The sequence below is a fragment of the Pseudarthrobacter chlorophenolicus A6 genome, from assembly GCF_000022025.1.
Classification (GTDB): domain Bacteria; phylum Actinomycetota; class Actinomycetes; order Actinomycetales; family Micrococcaceae; genus Arthrobacter; species Arthrobacter chlorophenolicus.
The window spans coordinates 2,580,099-2,605,295 of the sequence record NC_011886.1 but is presented as its reverse complement, the minus strand read 5'-3'; the positions used below and the strand labels follow the sequence as shown (position 1 = coordinate 2,605,295).

The 25,197-nt window shown below is 68.5% G+C and carries 23 protein-coding genes; 17 read left to right on the top strand and 6 right to left on the bottom strand.

Annotation, left to right across the window (positions count from 1 at the left end):
- Nucleotides 1–4: 4 nt before the first annotated feature.
- The 6 genes from clpS to rdgB all read left to right on the top strand — a co-directional run bounded on the left by clpS (nt 5) and on the right by rdgB (nt 4,362).
- A complete protein-coding gene (gene clpS, locus ACHL_RS11710; RefSeq protein ID WP_015937496.1) occupies nt 5–367 on the top strand; it encodes an ATP-dependent Clp protease adapter ClpS in 363 nt (120 codons plus the stop codon).
- Complete coding sequence (locus ACHL_RS11705; RefSeq protein WP_015937495.1) at nt 360–926, top strand: DUF2017 domain-containing protein; 567 nt, start codon at nt 360–362, stop codon at nt 924–926. Before clpS ends, ACHL_RS11705 begins: the two co-directional genes overlap by 8 nt.
- 105 nt (nt 927–1,031) lie before the next feature.
- Entirely contained in the window at nt 1,032–2,075 is a 1,044-nt protein-coding gene (gene murI, locus ACHL_RS11700) for a glutamate racemase (protein ID WP_244266460.1), read from the top strand.
- On the top strand, nt 2,072–2,869 hold the full coding sequence (locus tag ACHL_RS11695; protein ID WP_015937493.1) for an MBL fold metallo-hydrolase: 798 nt from the start codon (nt 2,072–2,074) through the stop codon (nt 2,867–2,869). The genes murI and ACHL_RS11695 overlap by 4 nt, the downstream gene beginning before the upstream one ends.
- Before the next feature lie 66 nt (nt 2,870–2,935).
- Nucleotides 2,936–3,694 (top strand): ribonuclease PH, encoded by a 759-nt coding sequence (gene rph / locus ACHL_RS11690; protein ID WP_015937492.1) that lies wholly within the window; start codon nt 2,936–2,938, stop codon nt 3,692–3,694.
- Nucleotides 3,691–4,362, top strand: coding sequence for an RdgB/HAM1 family non-canonical purine NTP pyrophosphatase (rdgB, locus tag ACHL_RS11685; protein ID WP_015937491.1), 672 nt, complete (start codon nt 3,691–3,693; stop codon nt 4,360–4,362). The genes rph and rdgB overlap by 4 nt, the downstream gene beginning before the upstream one ends.
- 83 nt (nt 4,363–4,445) lie before the next feature.
- Here rdgB and ACHL_RS11680 read toward each other — a convergent pair whose 3' ends face one another.
- Nucleotides 4,446–5,225, bottom strand: coding sequence for a DedA family protein (locus ACHL_RS11680; RefSeq protein ID WP_015937490.1), 780 nt, complete (start codon nt 5,223–5,225; stop codon nt 4,446–4,448).
- Between the two features lie 108 nt (nt 5,226–5,333).
- Between ACHL_RS11680 and ACHL_RS11675 the strand changes: the two genes are divergently transcribed.
- Complete coding sequence (locus ACHL_RS11675) at nt 5,334–6,344, top strand: exonuclease domain-containing protein (RefSeq protein ID WP_015937489.1); 1,011 nt, start codon at nt 5,334–5,336, stop codon at nt 6,342–6,344.
- Between the two features lie 114 nt (nt 6,345–6,458).
- A complete protein-coding gene (locus tag ACHL_RS11670) occupies nt 6,459–6,935 on the top strand; it encodes a DUF4395 domain-containing protein (protein ID WP_015937488.1) in 477 nt (158 codons plus the stop codon).
- Here ACHL_RS11670 and ACHL_RS11665 read toward each other — a convergent pair.
- Nucleotides 6,916–7,998, bottom strand: a complete 1,083-nt coding sequence (locus ACHL_RS11665) for an ADP-ribosylglycohydrolase family protein (RefSeq protein ID WP_015937487.1) — start codon at nt 7,996–7,998, stop codon at nt 6,916–6,918. The two genes, ACHL_RS11670 and ACHL_RS11665, sit on opposite strands and share 20 nt — an antisense overlap.
- A gap of 165 nt (nt 7,999–8,163) precedes the next feature.
- Here ACHL_RS11665 and ACHL_RS11660 point away from each other — a divergent pair, with 165 nt between their 5' ends.
- The 4 genes from ACHL_RS11660 to ACHL_RS11645 all read left to right on the top strand — a co-directional run bounded on the left by ACHL_RS11660 (nt 8,164) and on the right by ACHL_RS11645 (nt 14,921).
- Nucleotides 8,164–9,126, top strand: a complete 963-nt coding sequence (locus ACHL_RS11660; protein ID WP_015937486.1) for an aquaporin — start codon at nt 8,164–8,166, stop codon at nt 9,124–9,126.
- A 77-nt stretch (nt 9,127–9,203) separates the two neighbouring features.
- Complete coding sequence (locus ACHL_RS11655) at nt 9,204–10,382, top strand: exonuclease SbcCD subunit D (RefSeq protein WP_015937485.1); 1,179 nt, start codon at nt 9,204–9,206, stop codon at nt 10,380–10,382.
- Nucleotides 10,379–13,456 carry an AAA family ATPase gene (locus tag ACHL_RS11650; RefSeq protein ID WP_015937484.1) on the top strand — a complete coding sequence of 1,026 codons (3,078 nt, stop codon included), beginning with the start codon at nt 10,379–10,381 and terminating at the stop codon, nt 13,454–13,456. Before ACHL_RS11655 ends, ACHL_RS11650 begins: the two co-directional genes overlap by 4 nt.
- Before the next feature lie 106 nt (nt 13,457–13,562).
- Nucleotides 13,563–14,921 carry an MFS transporter gene (locus ACHL_RS11645; protein WP_015937483.1) on the top strand — a complete coding sequence of 453 codons (1,359 nt, stop codon included), beginning with the start codon at nt 13,563–13,565 and terminating at the stop codon, nt 14,919–14,921.
- A gap of 40 nt (nt 14,922–14,961) precedes the next feature.
- Here ACHL_RS11645 and ACHL_RS11640 read toward each other — a convergent pair whose 3' ends face one another.
- Nucleotides 14,962–15,696, bottom strand: coding sequence for an IclR family transcriptional regulator (locus tag ACHL_RS11640; protein ID WP_015937482.1), 735 nt, complete (start codon nt 15,694–15,696; stop codon nt 14,962–14,964).
- 218 nt (nt 15,697–15,914) lie between these two features.
- Between ACHL_RS11640 and ACHL_RS11635 the strand changes: the two genes are divergently transcribed.
- Nucleotides 15,915–17,249, top strand: coding sequence for an MFS transporter (locus ACHL_RS11635; RefSeq protein WP_015937481.1), 1,335 nt, complete (start codon nt 15,915–15,917; stop codon nt 17,247–17,249).
- Nucleotides 17,250–17,334: 85 nt separating this feature from the next.
- Here ACHL_RS11635 and ACHL_RS11630 read toward each other — a convergent pair whose 3' ends face one another.
- The 3 genes from ACHL_RS11630 to ACHL_RS11620 form a co-directional block, all read right to left on the bottom strand.
- Complete coding sequence (locus tag ACHL_RS11630; RefSeq protein ID WP_015937480.1) at nt 17,335–17,982, bottom strand: phosphoribosyltransferase; 648 nt, start codon at nt 17,980–17,982, stop codon at nt 17,335–17,337.
- Nucleotides 17,983–18,078: 96 nt separating this feature from the next.
- Nucleotides 18,079–18,906 carry an alpha/beta fold hydrolase gene (locus ACHL_RS11625; protein WP_015937479.1) on the bottom strand — a complete coding sequence of 276 codons (828 nt, stop codon included), beginning with the start codon at nt 18,904–18,906 and terminating at the stop codon, nt 18,079–18,081.
- A 108-nt stretch (nt 18,907–19,014) separates the two neighbouring features.
- A complete protein-coding gene (locus ACHL_RS11620; protein WP_015937478.1) occupies nt 19,015–20,394 on the bottom strand; it encodes an amino acid permease in 1,380 nt (459 codons plus the stop codon).
- A 237-nt stretch (nt 20,395–20,631) separates the two neighbouring features.
- Here ACHL_RS11620 and ACHL_RS11615 point away from each other — a divergent pair, with 237 nt between their 5' ends.
- Genes ACHL_RS11615 through nadC form a run of 4 tightly spaced genes read left to right on the top strand, consistent with a single transcriptional unit; the run spans nt 20,632 to nt 25,193 of the window.
- On the top strand, nt 20,632–21,342 hold the full coding sequence (locus tag ACHL_RS11615; protein WP_015937477.1) for an NUDIX hydrolase: 711 nt from the start codon (nt 20,632–20,634) through the stop codon (nt 21,340–21,342).
- Nucleotides 21,339–22,640 (top strand): quinolinate synthase NadA, encoded by a 1,302-nt coding sequence (nadA, locus tag ACHL_RS11610; RefSeq protein ID WP_015937476.1) that lies wholly within the window; start codon nt 21,339–21,341, stop codon nt 22,638–22,640. Before ACHL_RS11615 ends, nadA begins: the two co-directional genes overlap by 4 nt.
- Entirely contained in the window at nt 22,640–24,292 is a 1,653-nt protein-coding gene (gene nadB / locus ACHL_RS11605; RefSeq protein ID WP_015937475.1) for an L-aspartate oxidase, read from the top strand. The genes nadA and nadB overlap by 1 nt, the downstream gene beginning before the upstream one ends.
- The gene (nadC, locus tag ACHL_RS11600) at nt 24,285–25,193 is read left to right on the top strand and encodes a carboxylating nicotinate-nucleotide diphosphorylase (RefSeq protein ID WP_015937474.1); all 909 of its coding nucleotides are present in this window, start codon (nt 24,285–24,287) and stop codon (nt 25,191–25,193) included. The genes nadB and nadC overlap by 8 nt, the downstream gene beginning before the upstream one ends.
- Nucleotides 25,194–25,197: the final 4 nt, after the last annotated feature.

Sequence of the window (25,197 nt, the reverse complement as noted above, 5' to 3'; positions counted from 1 at the left end):
ACAGATGACCATAAGCGTTGCGCCCGGCCCTGACACGCAGGAGGGCACCCGGACCGGAACAGCGGAGTCCACAGACACCCTGGCCGCCCCGGACATCCCCTGGAACCTGGTGATCTGGAATGATCCCGTCAACCTCATGAGCTATGTCAGCTACGTCTTCCAAAGCTACTTCGGGTACTCGGAGGCCAAGGCGAACAAGCTCATGATGGAGGTCCACAAGAAGGGCCGGTCCATCGTGACGCACGGCAGCAAGGAACAGGTGGAGCGCCACGCGGTGGCCATGCACGGCTTCGGACTGTGGGCCACCGTGGAAAAGGCAAGCGGTGCGTCCGGCAACCCGGGCAAGGGCAAGGGGAAACGTGGCTAAGGCATTCAAGTACGGACTCAAGGGCATCACCGGATTCCTGGAACCAACCGAGCGCGAACTCCTCCGCAGCCTGATCGCCGATGTCATTTCCATGCTGCAGCCGGAGGAACGCGAAGGCCAGGACCCGCTGGCGGCACTCATCGGACTGGACATGGACGTCGCTGAGCCCACCGACCGTGCGGTCAGGCGGTTGCTGCCGAATGTGGTCAAGGACGACGGCGCCGCCTCGCTGGAGTTCCGCCAGCTCACCGAGCGCTCGCTGCGGGAAACAAAGATCGGAGCGTTGCGGGCCGCCGCGCTTGACCTCGACAAGGACGAGATCGTGCTGACCACCGAGGGTGCCAAGCACTGGTCCACCGCGCTGAACGACGTCCGCCTGGTGCTGGCCGAGCGCCTGGACATCCGCGACGAACAGGACGCAGAGCACGTCCACCTGATGCAGGACTGGTCCCAGGCCGAAGACGTGGAAAGCTACCTGGCGCTGGTCTACAACTTCACCACCTGGCTGCAGGAATCCCTGGTGCAGGCCATGCTGCAGTCCATGGAAAGCCGCCGTTGAGCTGCCGCCGCCGCGCCGGCAGCCGGGCCTGTGACACAACAGACACGAGTTCCAGGCCACAACATGATGGCTGAGGCTTCAGGGAAGACCTATCCTCGAATAATCATGACAACAGCCTCGAGCAAGGAGCCGTCAGCGGTCGCTGCACAGGCGTCCGCAGCCAGCGACCTTCCCGCCGCGGCGCTGGAAACCCGGCCCATCGGCGTTTTCGATTCCGGCGTAGGCGGCCTCACGGTGGCCCGCTCCATCATCGACCAGCTGCCCAACGAGTCCATCCTCTACGTGGGGGATACGGCGCACGGGCCCTACGGGCCGCTGCCCATCGCCGAAGTCCGCGCCAATGCCCTCGGCGTCATGGACGAACTGGTGGACTCCGGCGTCAAGCTGCTCACCATAGCCTGCAACTCGGCGTCGGCCGCGGTGCTCCGGGACGCCCGAGAGCGGTACACGGCCAAGTACGGCATCCCTGTCATTGAAGTCATCCAGCCGGCGGTCCGCCGTGCCGTGGCGGCCACCCGCTCCGGGCGGGTGGGCGTCATCGGCACTTCCGCCACTGTTGGCTCCCGGGCCTACGAGGACACCTTCGCCGCCGCCCCGGACCTGCACATCACCTCCGTTGCCTGCCCTGAGTTCGTCAGCTATGTCGAAGCCGGCATCACCACCGGACCTGAGCTGCTGGCCGTTGCCGAGGAATACCTCGCACCCCTGAAGGCCTCGGGCGTGGACACCGTGGTGCTGGGCTGCACGCACTACCCGCTGCTGACCGGCGTCATCTCCTATGTCATGGGCGCGGACGTCACCCTGGTTTCCAGCGCTGAGGAAACCGCCAAGGACGTCTACCGGGCCCTGGCAACCAACAACCTGCAGCGCACCGCGGCCACGCCGCCGGAACACCACTTCGTGGCCACCGGCGACGCCGCGCAGTTCGAAACCCTGGCCAGGCGGTTCCTCGGACCCGAGGTGCTCTCCGTCCGCCACGTGGACCACGTTGCTGCGCAGTACCCCACGGGAAGCCTTGCCCGCATCACGCCGGAGATGATCGCCGCCGCCCAAAGCGCGCGGTCCCGGCCGCGGATCTCCAACTTCGTGGACCGCAGCCCTGGCAGCAGCCTTGCCGACGCCGGCCGCACCGGGGGGACCGGCCTGTGAAGCTCACCATCGTCGGCTGCACCGGCTCGTTCCCCGGACCGGGATCCCCGGCATCCTGCTACCTCCTGACGGCTACTGACGGGGAGCGCACCTGGAAAGTGGTCATGGACCTCGGCAGCGGTGCCCTGGGAGCCATCCAGCGCTACACGGACCTTGAAGACATCGACGCGATTTTCCTCACCCACCTGCACCCGGACCACTGCATGGACCTGTGCGGACTGCACGTCGCCGTCCGCTGGAAGCCCGGCGGCTGGGACCGCGGGCGTATTCCCGTCTGGGGGCCGGCTGCCACCGCTGACAGGATGGCCACCGCGTACGGCCTGGACCTGGACCCCGGGATGCACGAGGAATTCGACTTTACCAACTGGAGCGAACGCCGGCCCGTTACGGTGGGGCCCTTTACGGTGACGCCTTACGCCGTGAACCATCCTGTGGAGGAGGCGTACGCACTCCGGGTGGACGTGGTGGAACCGGACAAGGACGGCAATCCGGTGGCCCGCACGCTCACCTACTCCGGGGACACGGACTCCTGCCCCGGCCTGGAGGAGGCAGCGAAGAATGCCGACCTGTTCCTGTGCGAGGCGGCCTTCGAGGAAGGCCGCGACGACGGAATCAAGGACGTCCACCTCACCGGCAAGCGCGCCGGTGAAGCAGCAGCCGCTGCGAACGCCCGCAGGCTCCTGCTGACCCACATCCCCGTCTGGACCTCGCAGACCACCGTCATGGCTGAAGCGCGCCCGGTGTTCCCGGGCGATGTTGCCGTGGCCGTGGCCGGGGTGCACTACACCATTTAGCGGCCCGTTGAGCGTGCCCGGCTGCACGGGGCGGGTCCGGTGCTTGGCACTCGATAAGCTAAAGGCATGACTTCTGAAGCAACTGCAGTGCCCATTGTGCGCGCCGACGGCCGCGCCCCCGACCAGCTCCGGCCCATCAGCATCACCCGCGGATGGTCCAACCAGGCTGAAGGTTCGGCGCTGATCGAATTCGGCAACACCAGGGTCCTGTGCACCGCTTCCCTCACTGCAGGGGTCCCGCGCTGGCTCAAGGGGGAGGGCCGGGGCTGGGTAACCGCCGAATACGCCATGCTTCCGCGCGCCACCAACACCCGCTCCGACCGTGAGTCCGTCAAGGGCAAGATCGGCGGCCGCACCCATGAGATCTCCCGGCTGATCGGCCGGTCCCTGCGCTCGATCATCGACACCAAGGCCCTGGGCGAGAACACCATCGTGCTGGACTGCGACGTCCTGCAGGCCGACGGCGGCACCCGGACGGCAGCGATCACCGGCGCCTACGTGGCCCTCGCCGATGCCATCCGCTTCGCCCGCGACAACAAGCTGATCGCGCGGAACGCCCAGCCGCTGACCGACACCATCGCTGCCGTGTCCGTGGGCATCATCGACGGCGTTCCCATGCTGGACCTGCCCTACGTCGAGGATGTCCGGGCCGAGACGGACATGAACGTGGTGGTCACCGGTTCCGGCAAATTCGTGGAGGTCCAGGGCACCGCCGAAGGCGCACCCTTCGACCGTGACGAGCTGAACCAGCTCCTGGACCTGGCGCTGCTGGGCACCACCCAGCTCGCGGCCATCCAGCGCGAGACGCTGGCGGACACCCTGTGAGCGCTGCGGCCACGCCGCCCCTCGACGTTGCCCCGCGCCTCGTGCTTGCCACGCACAACAAGGGCAAGCTGCGGGAGCTGCGCGAGCTCCTGCGCGGCCAGGTGCCAGGGCTCGACGTCGATACCCAGGTGGTCGATGCGGCCGCGGCGGGTGCGCCGGACGTCGTCGAAACGGGCGTCACCTTTGCCGAGAACTCGCTGCTGAAGGCCCGCGCCGTGGCTGCCGCCACCGGCCTCGTGGCCATCGCCGACGACTCGGGCCTCGCCGTCGACGTCATGGGAGGTGCGCCGGGCATCTTTTCCGCGCGGTGGTCCGGCAGGCACGGCGACGACGAAGCCAACCTCAACCTCCTCCTGGGCCAGCTCTCCGACGTGCCGGACCAGCACCGCGGTGCCGCGTTCGTCTGTGCGGCAGCCCTGGCCGTCCCGGCGGCGGAGGGTGAGGACACCCGCGAGGTGGTGGAGTACGGGCAGCTTGAGGGCGTCCTGCTCCGCGAGCCGCGCGGCGCCGGCGGTTTCGGCTACGATCCCATCCTGCAGCCGGCCGGCGAGGAGCGCAGTTGTGCCGAACTGTCGGCCGCGGAGAAGAACGCCATCAGCCACCGCGGCAAGGCCTTCCGTGCACTGCTGCCCGCCATCGTGGCGGCCTTGGAAGCGCAGCCGTCCTGACGCAGGACTGCCCCGGTACATAGCGGAATGTGCACGAAAAAGGCGCGGTCCCCGAAATGGGGACCGCGCCTTTCGCCATCCGGCTACTTAGGGTGGCGGGGAGTCTTGTGCTCGTCCTCCGGAGTGTGTTCTTCAATGAACTCGTCAACGGCGTCGGTACCGTAGGCCCGGGCCTGGCGCTTGGCGGACATGCCGCGCAGGACCTCGATGCCGATGGGCAGCACCGAGACGAGCACGATGACGATGAAGATGATGTCCAGGTTGTCACGCACCCACGGCACCTTGTCGCCGAGGAGGAAGCCGAGCAGCGTCACGCCGCCGCCCCACAGCAGGGCGCCGATGACGTTGTAGAGGAGAAACTTCTTCTTATCCATCTGGGCCACGCCCACGATGACCGGCACGAAGGTCCGGATGATGGGGACGAAGCGGGCCAGGATCAGCGCCTTGCCGCCGTGCTTTTCGAAGAACGCGTGCGCGTTCTCCACGTTTTCGCGCTTGAACAGGCGTGAATTCGGCTTGTTGAAGATGGCAGGGCCGGCCTTGGACCCGATGAAGTAGCCGGTCTGGTTTCCGATGAAGGCTGAAATCACAATCAACAGGGCAAGCAGCCAGATGTTGAACTTGATGGTGTCCGTGGCAACCAGCAGGCCGGCGGTGAACAGCATTGAATCGCCGGGGAGGAAGAAGCCCACCAGCAGGCCGGTCTCGGCGAAGACGATGCCGCACACCAGGAGGACCACCCATGGGGCCAGGGCAGGATCGGCCAGGAAGATCTGGGGGTTCAGCCAGTCGGGGAGGAAGGAAGCCAGCTGCGGCTGGACCGGTCCTGCACCGCCCAGCATGGACACAGCAAGGTCGTTCATCAGGGGAAAGTTCACCTTTCAAGGGTACTTGACGGGCCTGCGCCGGGCGGTCCGGACGGGCCGGCAGCCTGTCGGGTGCGGGCGCCTTCCGGCGGTAAGGTTGCTGGCGTGGGTTTGGACTTTACGGCGATTGACTTTGAAACGGCGAACGGCTTCAGGGGTTCTCCCTGCGCAGTGGGCCTGACGAAAGTCCGCGGCGGCAAGGTGGTGGAGGAAGCGGCGTGGCTGATGCGGCCACCGGCCGGACACGACCACTTTGACTACCACAACGTCCGGATCCACGGCATCACCGCAGCGGACGTGGCGGGCCGGTCCCGCTTCGGTGACCTGTTTCCTGAAATCGGGGCCTTCATCGGCGACGACGTGCTGGCAGCCCACAATGCCGCCTTCGACCTGGGCGTCATCCGCTCGGCCCTGGAGGTTTCCGGACTTCCCGGCCCCGCGTACGACTACGTCTGCACCGTGATGCTGTCCCGCCGGTGCTACTCCCTGGTGTCCAACTCCCTGCCGTTTGCTGCGGAGGAGGCCGGAGTGCCGCTGCTCCGGCACCACGACGCCGCGGAGGATGCCCGGGCCTGCGCCGGAATCCTGATCGACATCGCCCGGCGCAACGGGGCCAACAGCCTGGCCGAGCTTTATCTCTCATTGGGATTGGTGATGCCCCGGCAGCACGCCTTTGATCCGGCAGTGGACCAGCTGTCCAAGCAAAGCCTGACCGCCCTGGCCGGCGGGTCCGGGAACGGCGCCGCGCTGGTGCGGCCCTTCCAGTCCGGCTGGCCGGACGAAGGACTCAACCCGGAGCCCAACCCGGATGCGGAGCCGGGCCATCCCCTCTACGGGCAGACCGTGGTGTTCACCGGTCAGCTGTCCATCGGGCGGCCGGAGGCGAAAGTCCGCTCTGCCGAGGCGGGTGCACGGACGGAAAGCCGGGTGACCGGCAGGACCACCGTGCTGGTGGTCGGTGACGGATTCGTGGCCGCTGACCTCCGTTCGGGCCGGCTGACGGGCAAGGCCCGCCGGGTGCTGGAGCTCCACGACCGCGGGCAGGCCATTGAGGTGCTGTCCGAGGGGGAGTTCCTGCAGATGGTGGGGAGCATGGCAGGCGCGGCGACAGCGTAGCCGCCTGCATGCCCGGGCCGCCGCTCCTGAAAAGGCCAAGCAGCGCTGCCCCACACAAGTTCACGCGAAGCAACAATCCTTCCTCCGGCGACGGGCCGATCCTAGCCTTGCACCATGAGCCTCTTCGCCTTCCCCAACCCCGTCAACGAGTACGCGGCCCGTGTCACGGCGGCCCTGGTGGTGCTGGTGGCGGTGGCCACGGCGCTGAGCGGATCCGTGTGGGGTTTGGCAGCCATCGCCGCGGGTTTCTGGCTGAGGCTGCTGTTCGGTCCCCGGATCTCGCCGCTGGCGTTGCTCTCCGTAAAGGTCATCACGCCGTGGCTGGGCAAGGTCAAACTGGTAGCCGGACCGCCCAAGCGTTTCGCCCAGGGGATGGGAGCGGTGGTGTCCACCGCGGCGCTTGTCCTGTTCCTGTCCGGTGCCGTGCCGGCGTCGTGGGCTGTCCTGGGCATCCTGATCGTGGCGGCCTCGCTGGAGGCGTTCCTGGCGTTCTGCCTGGGCTGCGTGATCTTCGGCTGGCTTCAGCGCCGCGGGCTGATCCCTGAGGACGTCTGCGAAGCGTGCAACAACATCAGCCTTCGCCGGTTGTGACGCCCACCAGGAGGTCCGCCATGCCCCGGATCACGTCGGGGGCCTCGAGCACGCTAAGCCATTCTTCCGGCAGGCATGCCTCGCCGTAGTAGGCGCCCAGGATGTTGCCCGCCACGGATCCCGTGGAGTCGCTGTCGCCGCTGTGGTTCACGGCCAATGCCACCGCGTCCCGGAAGTGCCGCACCGGAGCGTCCGCGGCAGCGTCATCGGTGGGGCGGGTGGCCAGTACGGCATAGAGGCCGACGGCGAGCGCCTCCTCCGCCACCCAGCCCTCGCCAAGTTCGGCCACAAGTTCCTCGGGCGGGACAACGCCCCTCGCCGCCAGCCGCAGTGCCACGTCAAGGCGCCGCGGCAATTCCGGTGCCACGCCGGTGATGCCGGCGGCGTGGGCTGCCACCGCTGCTGCCGCGTCGTGGAGGGACTCACCCGAGACCAGGCGGTGGATCAGGAGACTGAACACCCCTGCGCTCTGCCGCGCAGAGGGGTGCCCGTGCGTCAGGGAGGCGGCGTCGGCACTCAACTTGTAGACGGCGTCGGGCGCCACGTGCGGCACGAGGCCGAAGGGTGCCGACCGCATGACGGTGCCGCAGCCTTTGGAGTCCGGGTTTACGGGCCGGACGGACGTTCCCATCTCTCCGGTGGACAGCCCTGAAAGGCAGGCGCGGCCGGGGTGGCGGCGCTGGTGGAGGACGGCGTGCCCGTCGATCCAGCGGGGCTGCGGGGCCGGTGCTGCGGGCCCGGCAACCTCACCCTGGGTGGCAAGCCACCGCAGGTACGCCAGCCACAGGCAGGCGTTCACGTCGGCGCCGAACCCCGAGTTGGCCCACTCCAGCGCTTCAACCAGGCCGTCCACGGTGTACAGGGTCATCTGCGTGTCATCGGAGATGTGGGTGCTGCCGGCGATGGCTGCGAAGTCCCTCAACCCGTCCGGGCCGAAGCGGCGCCGGATATCGTCAATCGGATCGAATTCGACTTCGTAGCCCAGGGAATCGCCGAGTGCGCCGCCCAGCAGGCATCCGTGGATGCGGGACCTCAGTGCGGGCGCGGCAGTGTCAAAGCTCATGCTGCAAATCTACCGTGGGCGCGCCGCGGGCCGGAAAGCAGGCACCATCCCCGCCCGCGACGGTGCCGGCACCCGGACCGTGTCCAGCCAACGCCCAGCCGGCGCTGGAAGAATACTGGGGTTGCCCGGCGGCAGCACCCCTGGCCCCTACCCAAAGGTCCCATCATGAGCACAACCGTTACCGACCGACACGATGCCTTCCCGGGCACCTCCGACACCGTCCGTCCGGGCCTGCTGCCCAGGCTTGGTGCCGAAGCGTTCGGCAGCCTTTTTATCGCCGTCGCCGGCCTTGGGGTGCCGCTGTTCAGCATTCCGCAGTCCAGCCCCCTGCCTGCCGCCCTTGCAGCCGGCCTCGCCGTGACAGCTGCGATGCTCGCGGTGGGGCACGTGTCCGGCGGGCACTTCAACCCGGCCATTACCCTTGGCCACCTTCTCGCCGGGCGCATCCGGGCCGGGGTGGCAGCCGCCTACGCTGTTGCCCAGGTGGCCGGCGCCGTGGTGGGCGCCCTGGTGCTGTTCGCGGTGCTGCGCACCCTGCCGGGCATCGCGGACAGCCGCACAGCCTTCGATACCGTCACTGCCGGCTTCGGTGAGCACTCGATTATCCAGGCTCCCGTGGCTGCGGTGCTCCTCCTTGAGGTGCTGGGCGCAGCCATCGTGGTGGCCGTCTTCCTCGGCGCGGCCGCCCGAGAGCGGGCCGGAGCCGTCATCGCGCCCTTTGCCGTGGGCCTGACGTTCGCCGCCCTCCTGCAGTTGGGACAGGCCATGGGAAACCTGCCCTACAACCCCGCCCGGGCGCTGGCGTCCGCTGTCTTCAGCTCAGGCTGGGCCGTTGAACAGCTCTGGGTCTTCCTGGTGGCGCCCCTTGCGGGTGCGGCCGTTGCAGGCCTGCTGTTCCGCATCTTCCGTGCTGCCCCGGCGCCGGTGTCCGCTCCCGCCGCCGGGGACACGTCCGACGACGACGCCTCCCTGGAGGGGCACCCTGAAGGTGCTGCGGGGGCCGGCACGGACGGCGCAGCCGGATCCGCCGGGGCAACACGCAGCGCGGGGCAGCCGGAACGTGCGGCCGAGTCCGCCGGCGGCGCCCCCAGCGAGGCCCAGGAGTTCTTTGACGGCAAGCGGAGCTGAGGGCCCTTACGGTGTGATGCCATTGACGGGATGCGCCGCTGGCGCAAAGTGTCAGTGGCAGCCGATAGCTTAGAAAGATGCGGTTACTTCATACATCGGACTGGCACCTCGGCCGGTCTTTCCACGGCGTGGGCATGCTTGAGGCCCAGCGTGCCTTCGTCAACCAGCTCGTAGCGGCGGTATCGGAGCACGGGGTAGACGTCGTCCTGATCGCGGGGGACGTCTACGACCGCGCGCTGCCCGGCGTCGACGTCGTGCGACTGCTGGATGAGGCCCTTGTGGGGATCACGGACGCCGGGGCAAAGGTGGTCCTCACCAGCGGCAACCACGACTCCGCCATCCGCCTGGGCTTTGCGGCCCGGCTGCTCGAACGCGGGGGAGTGCACCTGCGGACCCGCGTGGAGGACCTGGACAAGCCGCTGCTGCTGCCGCTGGGTCCGGATGCGGCCGGCAGGGACGCCCTCGCCGCCATCTATGGCATCCCCTGGCTTGAACCGCGGCTCGTGGCAGAGCAGCTGGGTGTGGAGGCGGCCAGCCATTTCGATGTCACCCGCGCCGCCACCACCCTGATCCGGGAGGACATCGCGCGGCGCGCCGGCTCCGCTCCGGTCCATTCCGTGGTCCTGGCCCACACGTTCGCCAGCGGCGGCATCAGCTCGGACAGTGAACGGGAACTCAGCATCGGCGGCGTTGGGGCAGTCCCGCTGGACCTGTTCGACGGCTTTGGCTACACGGCGCTGGGCCACCTGCACGGACGCCAGTCCCTCTCGCCGCAGGTCCGGTACTCAGGCTCACCGCTGGCCTATTCCTTCTCCGAAGCCAACCACAGCAAGGGTGCGTGGCTGGTGGACCTCGGACCGGACGGCGTTACGGCCGTGGAGGAAGTGCTGTGGGACGCGCCGCGCCGCCTGGCGCTCCTGCGGGGTCCCTTGGCGGAACTGCTGGAGTCACCGGAGCATGCGTGGGCCGAAAACGCCTACTGCCAGGTCACGCTGACAGATGACCAGCGGCCCGCTCGCGCCATGGAGCGGCTCCGCGCACGGTTCCCCGACACCCTGGTGCTGGGCTTCGACCCCCAAGGCGGGGCGCCTGCGGTGTCCACCAGCTACAGCAGCAGGCTCGCCGAAGCCCCGGACGACCTCGCAGTGTGCTGCGGGTTCCTCGAACACGTCCGTGGCCGCACACCGGACGACGCCGAGAGGGCAGCGCTCGCGGCCGCACTGGAGAACGTCCGGCTCCAGGAGGCGGCACTGTGAGGATCCACCATCTCCGCATCTCCGGCTTCGGCCCCTTCGCCGGGACCGAGGACGTTGATTTTGACCGGCTCAGCGGGCACGGACTGTTCCTCCTGAACGGGCCTACTGGTGCAGGCAAGACCAGCGTCCTGGACGCCATCTGCTTCGCCCTGTACGGCTCGGTGCCCGGGGCGCGGCAGGATGGCAAACGCCTCCGGAGCGACCATGCCGAGCCCTCGCAGGAACCTGCGGTGAACCTGGAATTTTCGGCGCAGGGCCGGCGCTTCGAAGTCACCCGCTCACCCGCCTGGGACAAGCCGAGCGCACGCGGCAGGAACGGCTTCACCACGCAGCAGGCCAAGACGCTCCTGCGGGAGCGTGTCGACGGCACCTGGGTGGAGAAGTCCGCCCGCAATGACGAGGCCGGCGCGGAGATTACTGCGCTGCTGGGAATGGACCGGGATCAGTTCACCCGCGTGGTGATGCTCCCCCAGGGGGATTTTGCCGCCTTCCTCAGGTCGAAGGCTGCTGACCGGCTCGAGCTGCTGCAGAAGCTCTTCGGCACCCAGCGCTTCGAAGCCCTGGAACAGGAGCTCTCCCGCGAGGCGCTGGCCGCCCGGGAAAGCGTCGCTGCACTGTCGGGACAACTGGAACTCCTGACTGCGCGTGCCGAATCCGAGGCTGCGTCACTGGAGCTTGCGGAGGACAGCGCGCCGGCGGCTGACAAGGCGGCAGAACGCCTTGAGTGGCTGCAGCACGCCGTCGCGCAACGCCTGGAGGCACTTCGCGGTTTCGCGGAGGACGCCGAAACAGCGGCCGCAGAGCGGACGCTGGCAGTCGATGAGGAATCCGGACGCCGCGAACGCCGGCAACGGCTCGAAGCGGCCGAAGCCCGGCGGAATGCAGTATCGGACGCGGCTCCCCGCCTTAGGGAACTTGAAGCCCGGCTGGCTCGGCACCGCAAGGCCGAAGTCCTCGTGGGCCAGCTAAAGAACGTAGACGGCGCTGCGGCCAAGGTCGCCAGTGCGTCCCGCGCAGCGGAGTCGGCCCTGACATTCCTGCGCCTTGCCGCGGACGAGGACCCCGAACTGGCGCCGTTCGAACTTGTGGACGCAGCTGGGACCGGGAGCAGCGCAGCTTCCCTTCCGGAATCCGTGATGGCATCTGCCGCGGATGAACTGGGCCGGCTCCGTTCCCTGTTGGCCGTCGTGGAGGCCCGCCTTCCCGACGAAGACAGGCTGCAGGCCCTGCGGAAACGCCATACCGACCTCGGCAGGAAACAGGCAGAGTTGGAGGCAGCCGAAGCCAAGCTCGGGATCCGCTCCGCGGCGCTCCTTGAAGAACGGGAAGGCCTTGAAGCCGGGCTGGCGCCGTTGGAGCTGCTGGCCGGAACCGCTGCGCTGCGGAGCAAGGAAGCCGCGTCAGCGGAAGAGCTCCTGGATGTAGTACGCCGCCACGCTTCGGCTGTCGCGGCGCGTAATGCCGTGAAGCTGCGCTGCGATGCGGCCAGGGAACGCCAGTTGGCGGCCAAGCAGCAATGGCTGGACCTGCGGGAGGAGCGGCTCACGCATGCCGCTGCGGAACTCGCCGCCCAGCTGCAGGCCGGTGACCCGTGCCCGGTGTGCGGCAGCGCGGAGCATCCCGCACCTACCGCCGGCGGCAACCAGGGCCCCGGGCTCGCCCAGGCTGAAGACGCAGCACACGGTGCCTACGAGGCAGCCGACGCCGCCCTTGCCCGGGTTGGCGCCGAGCTGGCTAACGCTGAGCAGTCGGTGGCAGTTCTTGCCGGGCAGGGCGGCGATACTCCCGAGGAAGAGGCACTCGCCGCGGCCGGAATGGCCCGGACTGCAGCTGCCGAGGCAGAGCGCGCTGTGGCCGGTCTTTCAGAGGTGCGCGGAAAGCTTGAGGCGCTGGATGTCGGCATCGCCGAGGCAGCAGCCGCCAAGGCCGAAATTGATGCGGGGCTGGCACAGGCAAAGTCTTCGCTGGCAGAAGTATCCGAACAGGCCACTGCACTGGACGAAGCGCTCTCAGGTCTCCGGGCCGGGCGTCCCAGCCTGGCCCGGAGACTGCGCTCGCTGGAGGGCGCGGTGGCGGTGCTCGACAAGGCCGTGGCAGCACAGGCCGCGCTGACAGTGGCGCAGTCACAGGCGGACGACGCCCGTGAACAGCTTGAGCTGGCGTTGCCGGCTGCCGGCTTCGCAACGGCCGACGAAGCACGCAGCCAACTCCTCGACAGCGCGGAGGCCGACGGACTCCAGGCCGAAGTCCGCGCCGGACAGGATGAGGCAGCCAGGGTGCGGGAGCTGTTCACTGCCGAGGACCTGGTGCGCGCAGCGGAAGAGAAAGCCGGAGGTTTCGACCCCAGCGGGGAACGGCTCGCCGGGCTGGAAAGCGAAGCCGCCGAGGCCCGGGAGAGGGCGCGCCAGGCAGACCTCGCCGCCGGGATGGCCGCACGGTGCCTGGCATCGTTGGCCGCCATCAGCCGGGACTACGCCGCGCTGGCAGGGTCTGCCCTGGGACCGGCGGAGCGGGCACGGATGCTGGCAGGGCTGGCGGACGCGGCCGCCGGCAGGGGCGATAACACGTACCGGATGAGCCTGAACAGCTACGTCCTCGCGGCCCGCCTTGAGCAGGTTGCCATCGCGGCGTCCGAGCGGCTGGTGGCTATGAGTGATGGCAGGTACCTGCTGCAGCACACAGACGCAAAAGCTGCCCGCGGGGCCAAATCCGGGCTGGGCCTTGAAGTGGTGGACCAATGGACGGGCCACCGCCGCGACACCTCTACCCTGTCCGGCGGCGAGTCCTTCATGGCCTCTCTTTCCCTGGCGCTGGGCCTTGCCGACGTCGTGCAGCAGGAATCCGGGGGAGTGGAAATCGAAACCCTGTTCGTGGACGAGGGCTTCGGCAGCCTCGACGAACAGTCACTGGAGCAGGTCATGGACGCCCTTGAGGGGCTCCGCGATGGCGGCCGCGTGGTGGGGCTCGTCAGCCACGTCGGCGAGATGAAGCAGCGGATCGGGACCCAGCTGCAGGTGCTCAAGGGCCGGACCGGGTCCACTTTGAGAATCTCGGAGGCACTCGACGCCGGTTGACCGCAGCTGGCCGGGCCAGGTTCAGGTGCGGGCGTAGAATAGGTGGGTTACCGGGTTGCGCGCATCGGGAGGAGGGACGGTGCGCATGACTTGAACGAGCCCGGAATTGACTTCACATAGCCCCTCTCCGACGTCGCCGCCAGCCGCAGCGCCGTCCCCGGTTCCAACTGAACCTGGATATCCGTCACAGGCCCCAGCGTCAGCGGGGGTTTCCCAACCGGCCAGGACCGGCCGGTTTGCCCGGCTTCCCCTGCTGGCCGGCCGCAGCTTCATTCCCCTTGGCCTCTTTGCCCGGCTTCCGCTCGCCATGTTGACGGTGGGAACCCTCACGATGGTCACTTCCGTCAGCGGGTCCTATGCCGCGGGCGGCACGGCTGCCGGGGCTGTAGGCATAGGCTCGGCCCTTGGCGCCCCGGTGCTCGGTGCGCTCGCCGACAGGCGGGGGCAGCGGCCCGTCCTGCTGATAGCGTCCGTCATCAACACGGTGGCGGTCCTGGCCCTGATCCTGGCGGCCATCGCTGCGGGGGCCTCCGGCGGACTGTTCGGAGCCGTGATCGCGGCGGCGCTTGTTTCCGGTGCGAGTTCGCCGCAGGTGGGCCCGCTGGCCCGGGTGCGCTGGATGGCGCTCGCGTCGCAGGGCCCGGCGTCGCAGCAGGCCACCGACCTGGACACTGCCCTGTCCTACGAGAGCACCGCCGACGAAGTCACGTTCGTCCTGGGCCCGGCGCTGGTGGGAATCCTGGCCAGCCTCCTGGCGCCCTGGCTGCCCCTCGCCCTGGCCGCAGCCATGACCGCGACGCTGGTGCCCGCCTTCGCGGCCCACCCCACCCACCGGGCGGTGCGGCCCGCAGCCCGGAAGGCGGCAACCGGGCAACCGGCCCCACGGGCCGGAAGGCTGCCGGCCGCCGTCGCCCTCCCTGTCGCTGCCATGGTCTGCATGGGAACATTCTTCGGCTCGACGCAGGCGGCCCTCAGCTCCTTCGCAGCGCCCATCGCGGGGCCGGAGATCGCCGGATTGCTGTACGCGGCCGTGGGCTTGAGTTCGGCCGCCGCGGCACTTTCTGTGGCCTACTGGCCCCGCACCTTCACCCTGCCCCGGCGCTGGCTGGTGTCCGCCGGGCTGATGGCCCTCCTGTCGCTGCTCCTGCTGCTGCCGGATTCGCTGGCCGCCATGGTGGTTGTGCTGCTGATCCTGGGCATCCCGGTGGGGCCGGTCATGGTGACGGTCTTTACGGCAGGCGGCATCCTGGCGCCCGCCGGCCGGCTGGGAACGGTCATGACCGCCCTGGCCAGCGGTATTGTGGCCGGCACGGCCCTGGGCTCAGCCGCCGGCGGCTACCTGGCCGAGGCCGGCGGCCACCACCTTGCTTTCCTGGTGCCCATCGCGGCGTCCGTGCTGCTGGCGCTGCTGGGTGCCGCTGCCGCCGTCGTCCTTGGCAAGCGTGGAACCGGAAGCCGCGGCTGATTCGACCACGCCTTCGGTGGCTCCAGCCGGGCCCGACGGGTCAGGCCAACTGCTCCTGGATCCGTGCCGCGCTCCCCGCCAGCGCGGCACCCACGGCCGCGGGATCGTGGGCGGAACGGATGTAAACGACGGCCAGGGCGGCGGGCCGGCCGCCCGGCACCCTGATGGGGGCAGCCAGGGAGGAAACCCCCGCTATGACCTCATCGTGGCTTGCCGAGTACCCCAGCCGGCGGGCCTCGCCGGCCTCCTGCCGGTAGGCCAGGCCGGTGTCCAGCCGGTCCCATTCGGCCTCGGTGAACGCTGACTGGATGGCGATGCCCGGTGCCCCGGCGTTAATGGGATGCCGCGTACCGGGGTGCTGGGCCACCGTGGCCCCCGAGTGCCGCGGCTCGACGGTGACCAGGGTGATGCAGTCATGATGGTCCCAGACCGCGATGAACGCTGTCATGTCCAGGGTGTTTGCCAGGTTGGTGAGCTCCGGTAGGGCAGCAGACTGGAGGTTCCGCGACACCCCCCGTGCCAGGACGGCAAGACCGGGTCCGGGCTGCACCTTTCCGGAGTCGTCGCGCACCAGCAGTGAATGGTCCTCGAGCGTGCGCAGGATCCGGTAGGCCACCGACCGGTGGACGCCCATGGCATCGGCCAGTTCGGCGATGGTCAGCGGACCAGGGGAAGCAGCAAGGATCTCCAGGGCACGGATGCCGCGGGAGAGCGTCTGGGACGCCGATACCTGCGCCGGTGCTGCTTCGGTCCGGGCTGCGGCGGTGGGATTCATGGCTTCCATCCTAGGTGCGCGGAGCCGGCAGGTGTTTCTTTATAGGAACTTGCCGTTCAAATACGGAACCCAGAAGCCCTTCCGCCGTTCACCGCAAAATTCGACCATACCGTGTCGCGCCTCACATTTTCGTAGTACTCTACTTACCAACTGACCGTTCTGTCGGTAATCCTGAAGGCGTCCGGCGGTGCAAACCGCCGATAAACAATGGAGTTTCAATGACCACACCTTCCCAGGTGGATACTCTCTCCGGTCCCAGCACACGGAGGGAAGAGCGCAAGGTCCTCGCGGGCACGCTCGTCGGCACCACCATTGAGTGGTACGACTTCTTCATCTTTGCCCAGCTGACGGCAACGCTGCTGTCCCCGCTGTTCCTGGCCCCGCTGAACGAGTCGAACCCCGGCCTGGCCCAGATCCTGTCTTTCGCACTGATCGGCATCAGCTTCCTCTTCCGCCCGCTCGGCGCAGTGATTGCCGGACACCTGGGTGACCGGCTGGGCCGCAAGGCCATGTTGGTATTCACGCTGGTCATGATGGGTGCGGCAACAGCGCTCATCGGCATGCTTCCCACCTACGCCCAGATCGGCGCCTGGGCCCCGGTCCTGCTGATCCTGCTGCGTGTCATCCAGGGCTTCTCCGCGGGCGGCGAATGGGGCGGCGCGGCCCTCATGGCCGTCGAGCATGCACCCCTGAACAAGCGTGGCCTGTTCGGCGCCTACCCGCAGATCGGCGTTCCCGTCGGCATGATCCTGGCCACCGGCCTGCTCTTCTTCCTCAACAGCAGCATGTCGAAGGAAGACTTCGCTGCCTGGGGCTGGCGCGTTCCGTTCCTGCTGTCGATCGTGCTGATCGTGGTCGGGTACCTGATCCGCCGCGCTGTGGCCGAGAGCCCCGTGTTCCAGGAGATGGCGCTGCGGAAGAAGGAAAGCAAGGCGCCGCTGGGCGAGCTCATCCGCAACCACAAGCTGCCGGTCCTGTACTCCACCCTGATCTTCATCGGCAACAATGCCGCCGGTTACCTGCTCATCGCGTTCTTCATCTCCTACGCCACCAGGACGCTCAAGATGCCCACCCCGCAGATCCTGCTGGCCACTACCCTGGCATCATTCGGCTGGCTCATCTTCACGTTGGTGGGCGGCTGGCTCTCCGACAAGATCGGCCGGGTCAAGACCTTCCTGGCCGGATACGCCATCGTGTTCGCCTGGATGCTGCCCATGTTCGCCCTGATCGACACGAAGAACATCTGGCTCTACGGCGTGGCACTGTTCGTCCTCACCATCGGACTGGGACTGTCCTACGGGCCCATGTCCGCCATGTATGCCGAGATGTTCCCCGCCAACGTCCGGTACTCCGGCATCTCGATCGGCTACGCGTTCGGCGCCATCCTGGGCGGTGCGTTTGCGGCCACGATCGCCGAAACACTGCTGCAGAGCACCAAGTGGGCCGGGTCCATCGGCATCTACATCATGGTGCTGTGCGTCATCTCCGCCATCGGGGTAGTCCTGGCCAAGGAAACCAAGGGGCGCCCACTGGGCGTCAGCGCCCACCACTAACTACCGTCACGCCGCACCCCGCTTTGCGCGGCAGCAGCAAACGACCGCGACGGCGGGCCGGACCTTTGCGTCCGGCCCGCCGCTGCTATTGCCCGAGGTAGCCGATGGCGGCGTCGTCGGACAGCTGTTCGAAGTGCCGGTAAAAACTGCCTACCGCCCGGAACTTGCCCGGCAGGTGCAGGCAGATCACGGCATCGCAAACGCGCTCCACCGACGCCTCGGCTTCGATGGAACCTACTGGAGCGGCCGCCACCACAACTGCAGCGCCACTTTCTCGGACCGCTTCCACTGCTGCCCGCATGGTGGCACCGGTGGCCAGGCCGTCATCCACCAGCAGCACGGTCTTCCCGGCCAGGTCTACGGACGTTCCGGGGTAAAGGTCCACCCGGCGGTGCAGTTCGGCACGCTCGCGCTCTTCCACCTCGTCCAGCCATTCGCGCCGGACGCCGTGGTCCAGCACCCGGTCCACCAACGGCTTGTTGACCAGCCTGACGGTGCGGCCGCGTGCCCACGCCAGTGCTCCATACGCCGTTTCCTCATGGCCCGGAATGCCCAGCTTGCGGACCAGCACTGTCCCCAGCGGAAGGTAGAGAGCCTTGGCCACGGCTGCCGCCACCGGTATCCCGCCGCGGGCCAGGCCCAGGACCACGGTGCCGGGCCGCTCCCGGAATTGGGAGAGAGCGGCGGCGAGGCGTTCGCCTGCCTCGGTTCGGTCTTCGAATCGCGTACCCATCTGCCCCTCCAGGCTCTTTCGGCCCTGTGATTCCAGCCTACCGCCGGGCGGCCGCCGGGATATTCAGGTTCCGGGGATCATCCGGGTACCGGAATCTCAGACCGCCAGGAAGGCGATAGCCGCCTGCTTGAAGGCCCTGCTGGTGACGGCGTTGGTATGGTTCCGGCCCGGCAGGACCAGCTGCTCGGCCATGCCCCCGGTGCTGTTGGCCAGCTCGGCTAGCTTGGGGAGGCTGCCAATCCGTTCATCCTGGTCACCGGCCACCAGGAGCATTGGCACATGGGGGACGGCTTCGGCGGGATCGTAGGGCTCGGCCTTGATGGCCTCCACGAGAGTGAGCAAAGCAAAGATGTTGTTGGTGGGCAGCAGCAGCGCCATCTTCAGCAGCTGCGCCGTGGACCCGTCGGCAATCGGCGTGCCGTCGGCCAGGTAATCCTGGGCGGCCGTCAGGTCGAACTCGGCCAGCGGATCGGAGATGTTGGGCCCGCCGAGCACCAGGCGGTGGACGATCTCCGGCTGGGTGGACGCAAACTCCCATGCCAGCCGCGATCCCAGGGAGTAGCCCACGAGGTCCAGCCCGCTGGAAGGATCGCCGTCCTGCAGGGGCCGGACGCCGGCGTCGAACGCCGTTTGAAGCAGATCGGCGCGGATGCGGCTGGGGGAGTATGAATCACGGTCCTCCGGCGCGCCGCTGCGGCCGTGACCGGGCAGGTCCACTGTGATCACGCGGCGGCCGGCCTCCAGGAGGGCGCCCACCCAGCCGGTGTCTTCCCAGTTGAGTTTGCCCGAGGAGGAGAAGCCGTGCAGCAGCAGGACGGGGCGCAACCCGGCATCGTCAGCGGGATCATGGACCGCCACGAACAGCTGGGGGTCCGTTCCTTCCACGGTGTGCGCATGCTGTTGGCCGGTGTGCCTGCCGCTCATGGTGTCAGTCCTCATCAACTCGAACACGGTGGCGGAGGTCCGCACGGATGGTGCGGGGCCGCCGAAGGTACAAGCCACTCTACCGGCCGGGCTGCCGGGTTTTTCAAGTCACTCCGGCCGGCGTCGGCGGCCCTGGATCCGGGCGCCTGCGGCGCAGGCCAGGGCAATTCCCGCGATCAGCGCAAATGTGCTGAACAGCTGCACGCGGCTCTCCTCGGCGCTGAAGCCCACCGCGAAGATCAGCCCCAGCAGGACAAGCCCCAGGACGGTCAGGGCGGGGAAGCCCTTCATCTTCAGCGGAAGCGCAGTGCCGTCCCGGGTGGCGCGGCGCCGGAGGATCAGCTGGGACACCAGGGCGCTTCCCCACACCACCAGGCAGGTTGAACCCACCAGCTGGAAAAGCGCGGGAAGGACCTTGTCCGGGAAGAGCAGTTCCAGCACGGTGGCCACGAAGCCGAAGGCCACCGACACGGCCACGGCGAGCATCGGCACGCTGGCCCCGCTGAGGCGCGTCAGGAACTGCGGGGCCTCGCCGCGTTCGGCGAGCGAGTAGGCCATCCGGGAGGCGCCGTACAGATTGGCGTTGAGCGCGGACAGGAGTGCCACGACGGCCACCAGGGTGATCGCCGTTGCCGCACCGGGGATCCGGGCGGTGTCCAGGACGCCCGCGAAGGGGGACGCCAGGCTTTCGGAGGTGGCGGGAAGGACCGCGGCGATAACGAACACGGAGCCGATGTAGAAGACGAGGATGCGCCAAACCACCGTGCGGATGGCCCTGCCCACGCTGCGTTCCGGGTCCTGGGTCTCAGCGGCGGCTACCGAAACGATTTCCGTGCCGCCAAACGCGAAGATCACCACGAACAGTGCGGCGGCCACCCCGCCGAGGCCCTGCGGGGCGAAGTCGGAGGTGATGTTGGACAGTCCCGGCGACGCGACGCCGGGCAGGACGCCCAGCAGGAGGGCGGCGCCCACTGCCAGGAAGAGCACGATGGCGGCCACCTTGAGGATGGCGAACCAGAACTCGAACTCACCGAAGTTCCGCACGCCGGCGAGGTTGATCGCTGTGAACGCCACCATGAAGGCAAGTGCCAGCGCCCAGACCGGGATTACGGGCCAGATCGAGTACAACAGCCCGGCCGCGCCAAGCGCCTCGGCGGCGATCACCACCACCAGCTGCAGCCACCACAGCCAGCCGATGGTGGCGCCGGCGGTCCGTCCCAGCGCGCGTTCGGCGTACACCGAGAAGGCGCCGCTGTTGGGGTTCGCGGCTGCCATCTCGCCCAGCGCCCACATCACCAGGATGATCAGCGTGCCCGCCACAAGGTAGGACAGCAGGACGGCGGGGCCGGCAGCCTGCACCCCGGCTCCCGAGCCGAGGAACAGCCCGGCGCCGATGGCGCTGCCCAAGCCCATCATGGTCAGCTGGCGGGGTTTCATGGTGTGGCCCAGGTGGCGTTCCGGGCGTACGGATGCGGACTTCGTCGTCATGGTGCGGGTGAACCTTCTTGGGGTTTGGCGTGATGTTCCTCGTGGGACCTCTTGAATTTACTCTCTTCGCCGGGACTGCGCCCACCGGGCGGCCCCGGTGGCGTCCGGCCGCAGCGGCAGAAACATTTCCCATCCGGCCCCGAGTGGCCGTAGAATCAGTTTGAGTCAAGTTGACTATAACTAGCGTGGGAGCCCCGCCGGGCATACCACGTCCATGAATCGAAAGGCGGTGTGGCCATGTTCTCCAGTTCGGCAAATGTCTCCGAGCGCCGGGCCGCGCCACCGTCGCTGGCAATCTCGACAGTCATCTTCGCGCTCCGCCCGAGTGAGACCTCCGGCCGGCCCACCCTGTGGCTGCCCCTGGTCCGGCGCATCCGTGAGCCCTTCAAGGGCCTGTGGGCGCTGCCCGGCGGCCCGCTGTCGCACGACGAGTCGCTGCAGGACGCCGCGTCCCGCAACCTCCGTGACACCACCGGGCTGGCGCCCAGCTACCTCGAACAGCTGTACGCCTTCGGCGGGCTGCACCGATCGCCCTCGCAGCGCGTGGTGTCCATCGTGTACTGGGCTCTGGTCCAGCCCACGGAAGCGGCGCTCGCGGATGAGTCGGAGAACGTCAGGTGGTTCCGGGCGGACCGGCTGGGTGACCTCGCGTTCGACCACAACGCGATCGTGGACTACGCCCTCTGGCGGCTGCGGAACAAGCTGGCCTACGGCTCGGTGGCCTACCACCTGCTCGGCGAATACTTCACCCTGGCGCAGGTCCGCGAAGTCTATGAGGCAGTCCTCGACCGCCAACTGGACCCGGCCAACTTCCGCCGCCAGCTCAAGGCAACACCGGAAATCGAAGAAACCGGCGAATACCTCCAGGGCGGCAAGCACCGTCCGCCACGCCTCTACCGCTACACCGGCCGGCCCGGCCTCGACCCAGACAACAGGAGCACACCATGAGCAGCGTCAACACAGCCATCCAGCTGATCACGCGCGAGCAGGCTGAAAACGGTGCTGCCCGCGGCAGCACCTGCAGCCCTGCCCTTGCCAAGGGGCCGTGGGATTACGACCTCGCCGAAGCCCTCGCCGGCGTCCCCGCCTACGGTCCCGGTGCCTCCAGCGCGGACGTCGCCCCGGCGGCAACCCCCCGGCAGGGCCAGCTGCCGGAGGAATACAAGCGCGCCACTGACGCGGAACTTGCCCGGCGCATCACCGCCGCCAAAGCCACACTGGGCGACCGCGCGGTCATCCTGGGGCACTTCTACCAGCGGGATGAAGTCATCCAGTACGCGGACTTCGTTGGAGACTCCTTCCAGCTTGCGAACGCCGCCCTCACCAAGCCGGAGGCCGAAGCCATCATCTTCTGCGGCGTGCACTTCATGGCGGAGACCGCGGACATCCTGTCCACGCCGGAACAGGCCGTGATCCTGCCCAACCTGGCGGCCGGCTGCTCCATGGCGGACATGGCCGACGCCGATTCCGTAGCGGAGTGCTGGGAGCAGCTTGAAGAGATCTTCGGAACCGGGCCCGACGCCGAAGGACGGCGTCCGGTCATCCCCGTCACCTACATGAACTCCTCCGCAGCCCTCAAGGCGTTCTGCGGCGAGAACGGCGGCATTGTCTGCACGTCCTCGAATGCGAAGACCGTCCTGGAATGGGCCTTCGAGCGCGGCCAGCGGGTGCTCTTCTTCCCGGACCAGCACCTGGGCCGCAACACCGCCAAGGCCCTGGGGGTCCCGCTGGAGCAGATGCCCATGTGGAACCCGCGCAAGGACCTGGGCGGCAACTCGGCACAGCAACTGCTGGACTCCAGGGTGATCCTGTGGCACGGGTTCTGCTCCGTCCACAAGCGTTTCAGCGTGGCCCAGATCGAGCAGGCCCGGGCAGAGCACCCGGGGGTCCAGGTCATCGTGCACCCCGAATGCCCCATGGAAGTGGTGGACGCCGCCGACTCCGCAGGTTCCACCGACTTCATCAAGAAGGCCATTGCCGCCGCCACCGAGCCCACCACGTTCGCCATCGGCACCGAAATCAACATGGTGAACCGGCTCGCTGCCGAATACCCGCAGCACACCATCTTCTGCCTTGACCCGGTGATCTGCCCCTGCTCCACCATGTACCGGATCCACCCCGGCTACCTGGCCTGGGTCCTGGAGGAACTGGTGGCCGGCCGGGTGGTCAACCGCATCACTGTTGGCGACGCCGTCCAGGCGAACGCCCGCACTGCCCTTGAGCGCATGCTCGCCGCGAGGCCCTGATGAGCCGCCGGCTTGTCATCGTCGGCAGCGGCATCGCCGGGCTGTACGCCGCCCTGCTGGCATCAGATGCCGGCGCGGACGTGGTGCTGCTGACCAAGGGCGGCCTGGAGCACAGCAACACCTGGTATGCGCAGGGCGGGATCTCGGCGGTACTGCCGGAACCGGCTCCGGGCGACACCGTGGCCGCCCACATCGCGGACACCCTGCGCGCGGGTGCCGGGCACTGCAACGAAGCCGCTGTCCGGCTAATGTGCACGGAGGCCGGCGGAGACATTGCCGCGCTGCAGCAGTTCGGGGTCCGGTTTGATTCAGGGCCCGACGGCGGCCCCGCCCTGGGCCTCGAAGCAGCACACAGTGCGCCGCGCATCCTGCATGCCGGCGGCGACGCCACCGGCGCCCGTACCGCCCGCGCGCTGATCGGCGCCGTCCTTGCCAGGGCAGCCCTGGGGACGCTCACCGTGCACACCCACGCCCACACCACCGCCCTCCAGCGGCACAACGGGCGGGTGGCCGGCGTCGAATACCTGCAGGACGGGACGCTCCGGGCGCTTGCCGCCGACGCCGTCCTGCTGGCTACCGGGGGAGCAGGCCGACTCTTCGGCCAGACCACCAACCCCGCCGTGGCCACCGCGGACGGCCTGGCGCTCGCCGTCCGCGCCGGGGCCTCTCCCGCAGACCTCGAATTCTTCCAATTCCACCCCACCAGCCTGGTGGCCGGCGCCACCCCACGGCCCGAGCGGTTGGACGGGCCATTGCTCATCTCCGAAGCCGTCCGGGGCGAAGGCGCTGTCCTGGTGGACGCCGGTAACCGCCGCTTCATGAAGGCCTACCACGCGGACGCGGAACTGGCCCCCCGGGACGTCGTCTCACGCAGCATCGCCCTGCACCTGGCCAAGCTCGGAAACCCCGCCGGCCACGTCTACCTTGACGCCAGGCCCATCGAGCAGGCGCACGGAGCAGGCTTCCTGAGCCGGCGTTTCCCCACCCTCACCCAAAAGACCCTCGACGCCGGCATCGATTGGACCCGGGAACTGGTCCCCGTCGCCCCGGCTGCACACTACTGGATGGGCGGCATCGCCACCGACCTCCACGCCCGCACCGGCATCCCCGGGCTCTACGCTGCGGGGGAGGTTGCGTGCACCGGAGTCCAAGGGGCAAACCGGCTGGCCAGCAACTCCCTCCTTGAGGGACTCGTCTTCGGCCGCCGCGCTGTTGAAGACTTCCTCTCCGGTGACGGGGGCTGGGATGCGTTCGTCACCGTCCCGGTTGCTTTAGAAGGCCAGGCCTCCGAACCGGACGTGCCGCAGGGGAGTTGGCAGTCCAGCATCGGTGGGAGAGAAGGCGCCCCGGAACCCTTTTCCCGCGAGGCACTTCGGTCGTTGATGACTGCCAAGGCCGGGGTGCTGCGCTCCGGGGCGCTCCTCTGCGAGGCGGCCGAGACACTTGACCGGTGGGCCGCCGTCGTACGCCCCGATGCTGTCCCTGGCTCCGCGGACCCTGCCGTGCACGAAGACTGCAACCTCATCCTGGCCGCGCAGCTGCTGGTGTCCTCCGCGCTGGCGCGGCGCGATTCACTGGGCGCCCACTACCGCAGCGACGAAACTGTCGAGACCATCCCCCTCCGGCCGAAAGCGAGCCTCTCCCATGACTGAACCCACCGTGATCGAGCACGTCCGCGCTGACACCGGACTCTCCCTTCCGCCGGCACCCGTCCGCGACATCCTCGAGCGTGCCTTCGCGGAGGACGCGCCGGCCGGTGACATCACTTCCCAGGTGCTCATCCCCGCCCAGGCCCGCGCAACAGCCGTTTTGAACGCCCGCGTCCCCGGCGTCTTCAGCGGCGCCACGGTCTTCCGCGACGCCATGCAGCTGGTGGATCCGGCCACGTCCGTGGACCTGCTGGTGCAGGACGGGCAGGCGTTCGACGCCGGCACCCACCTGGCGCGCGTCAGCGGGCCAGCGCGCTCGGTACTGCTCGCCGAACGCGTGGCCCTGAACCTGGTCCAGCGGATGTCCGCCATCGCCACCAGGACCGCCGAGTTCGTCCGGCTCGCCGAAGGGACGCAGGCCCGCATCACCGACACGCGCAAGACCACCCCCGGGCTGCGGATCCTTGAGCGGTTCGCAGTGCGCTGCGGCGGGGGAGCGAACCACCGCTACAGCCTCTCGGATGCCGTCCTCGCCAAGGACAACCACCTGGCGGTCATGACCGGCGGGGACCCCGCCAAACTCACCGGGCTCCTCCTCGCGGCGAAGGCGCAGCTGGGCCACACCACGCACTTCGAAGTGGAGGTGGACCGGATGGACCAGATCGAACCCGTGCTCGCCGCCGGGGTGGACACCATCATGCTCGACAACTTCAGCCTGGATGAACTGCGCGCAGGGGTTGCCCTGGTGGCCGGACGGGCCCGTGTGGAGGCCAGCGGCAACGTAAACCTTGGCACCGTCGCCGCGATCGCCGGCACCGGCGTGGACGTCATCTCCATCGGGGCGCTCACCCACACCGTCGCAGCGCTGGACCTCGGCCTGGACGTGGAACTGACCGTCGGGTGAAGCC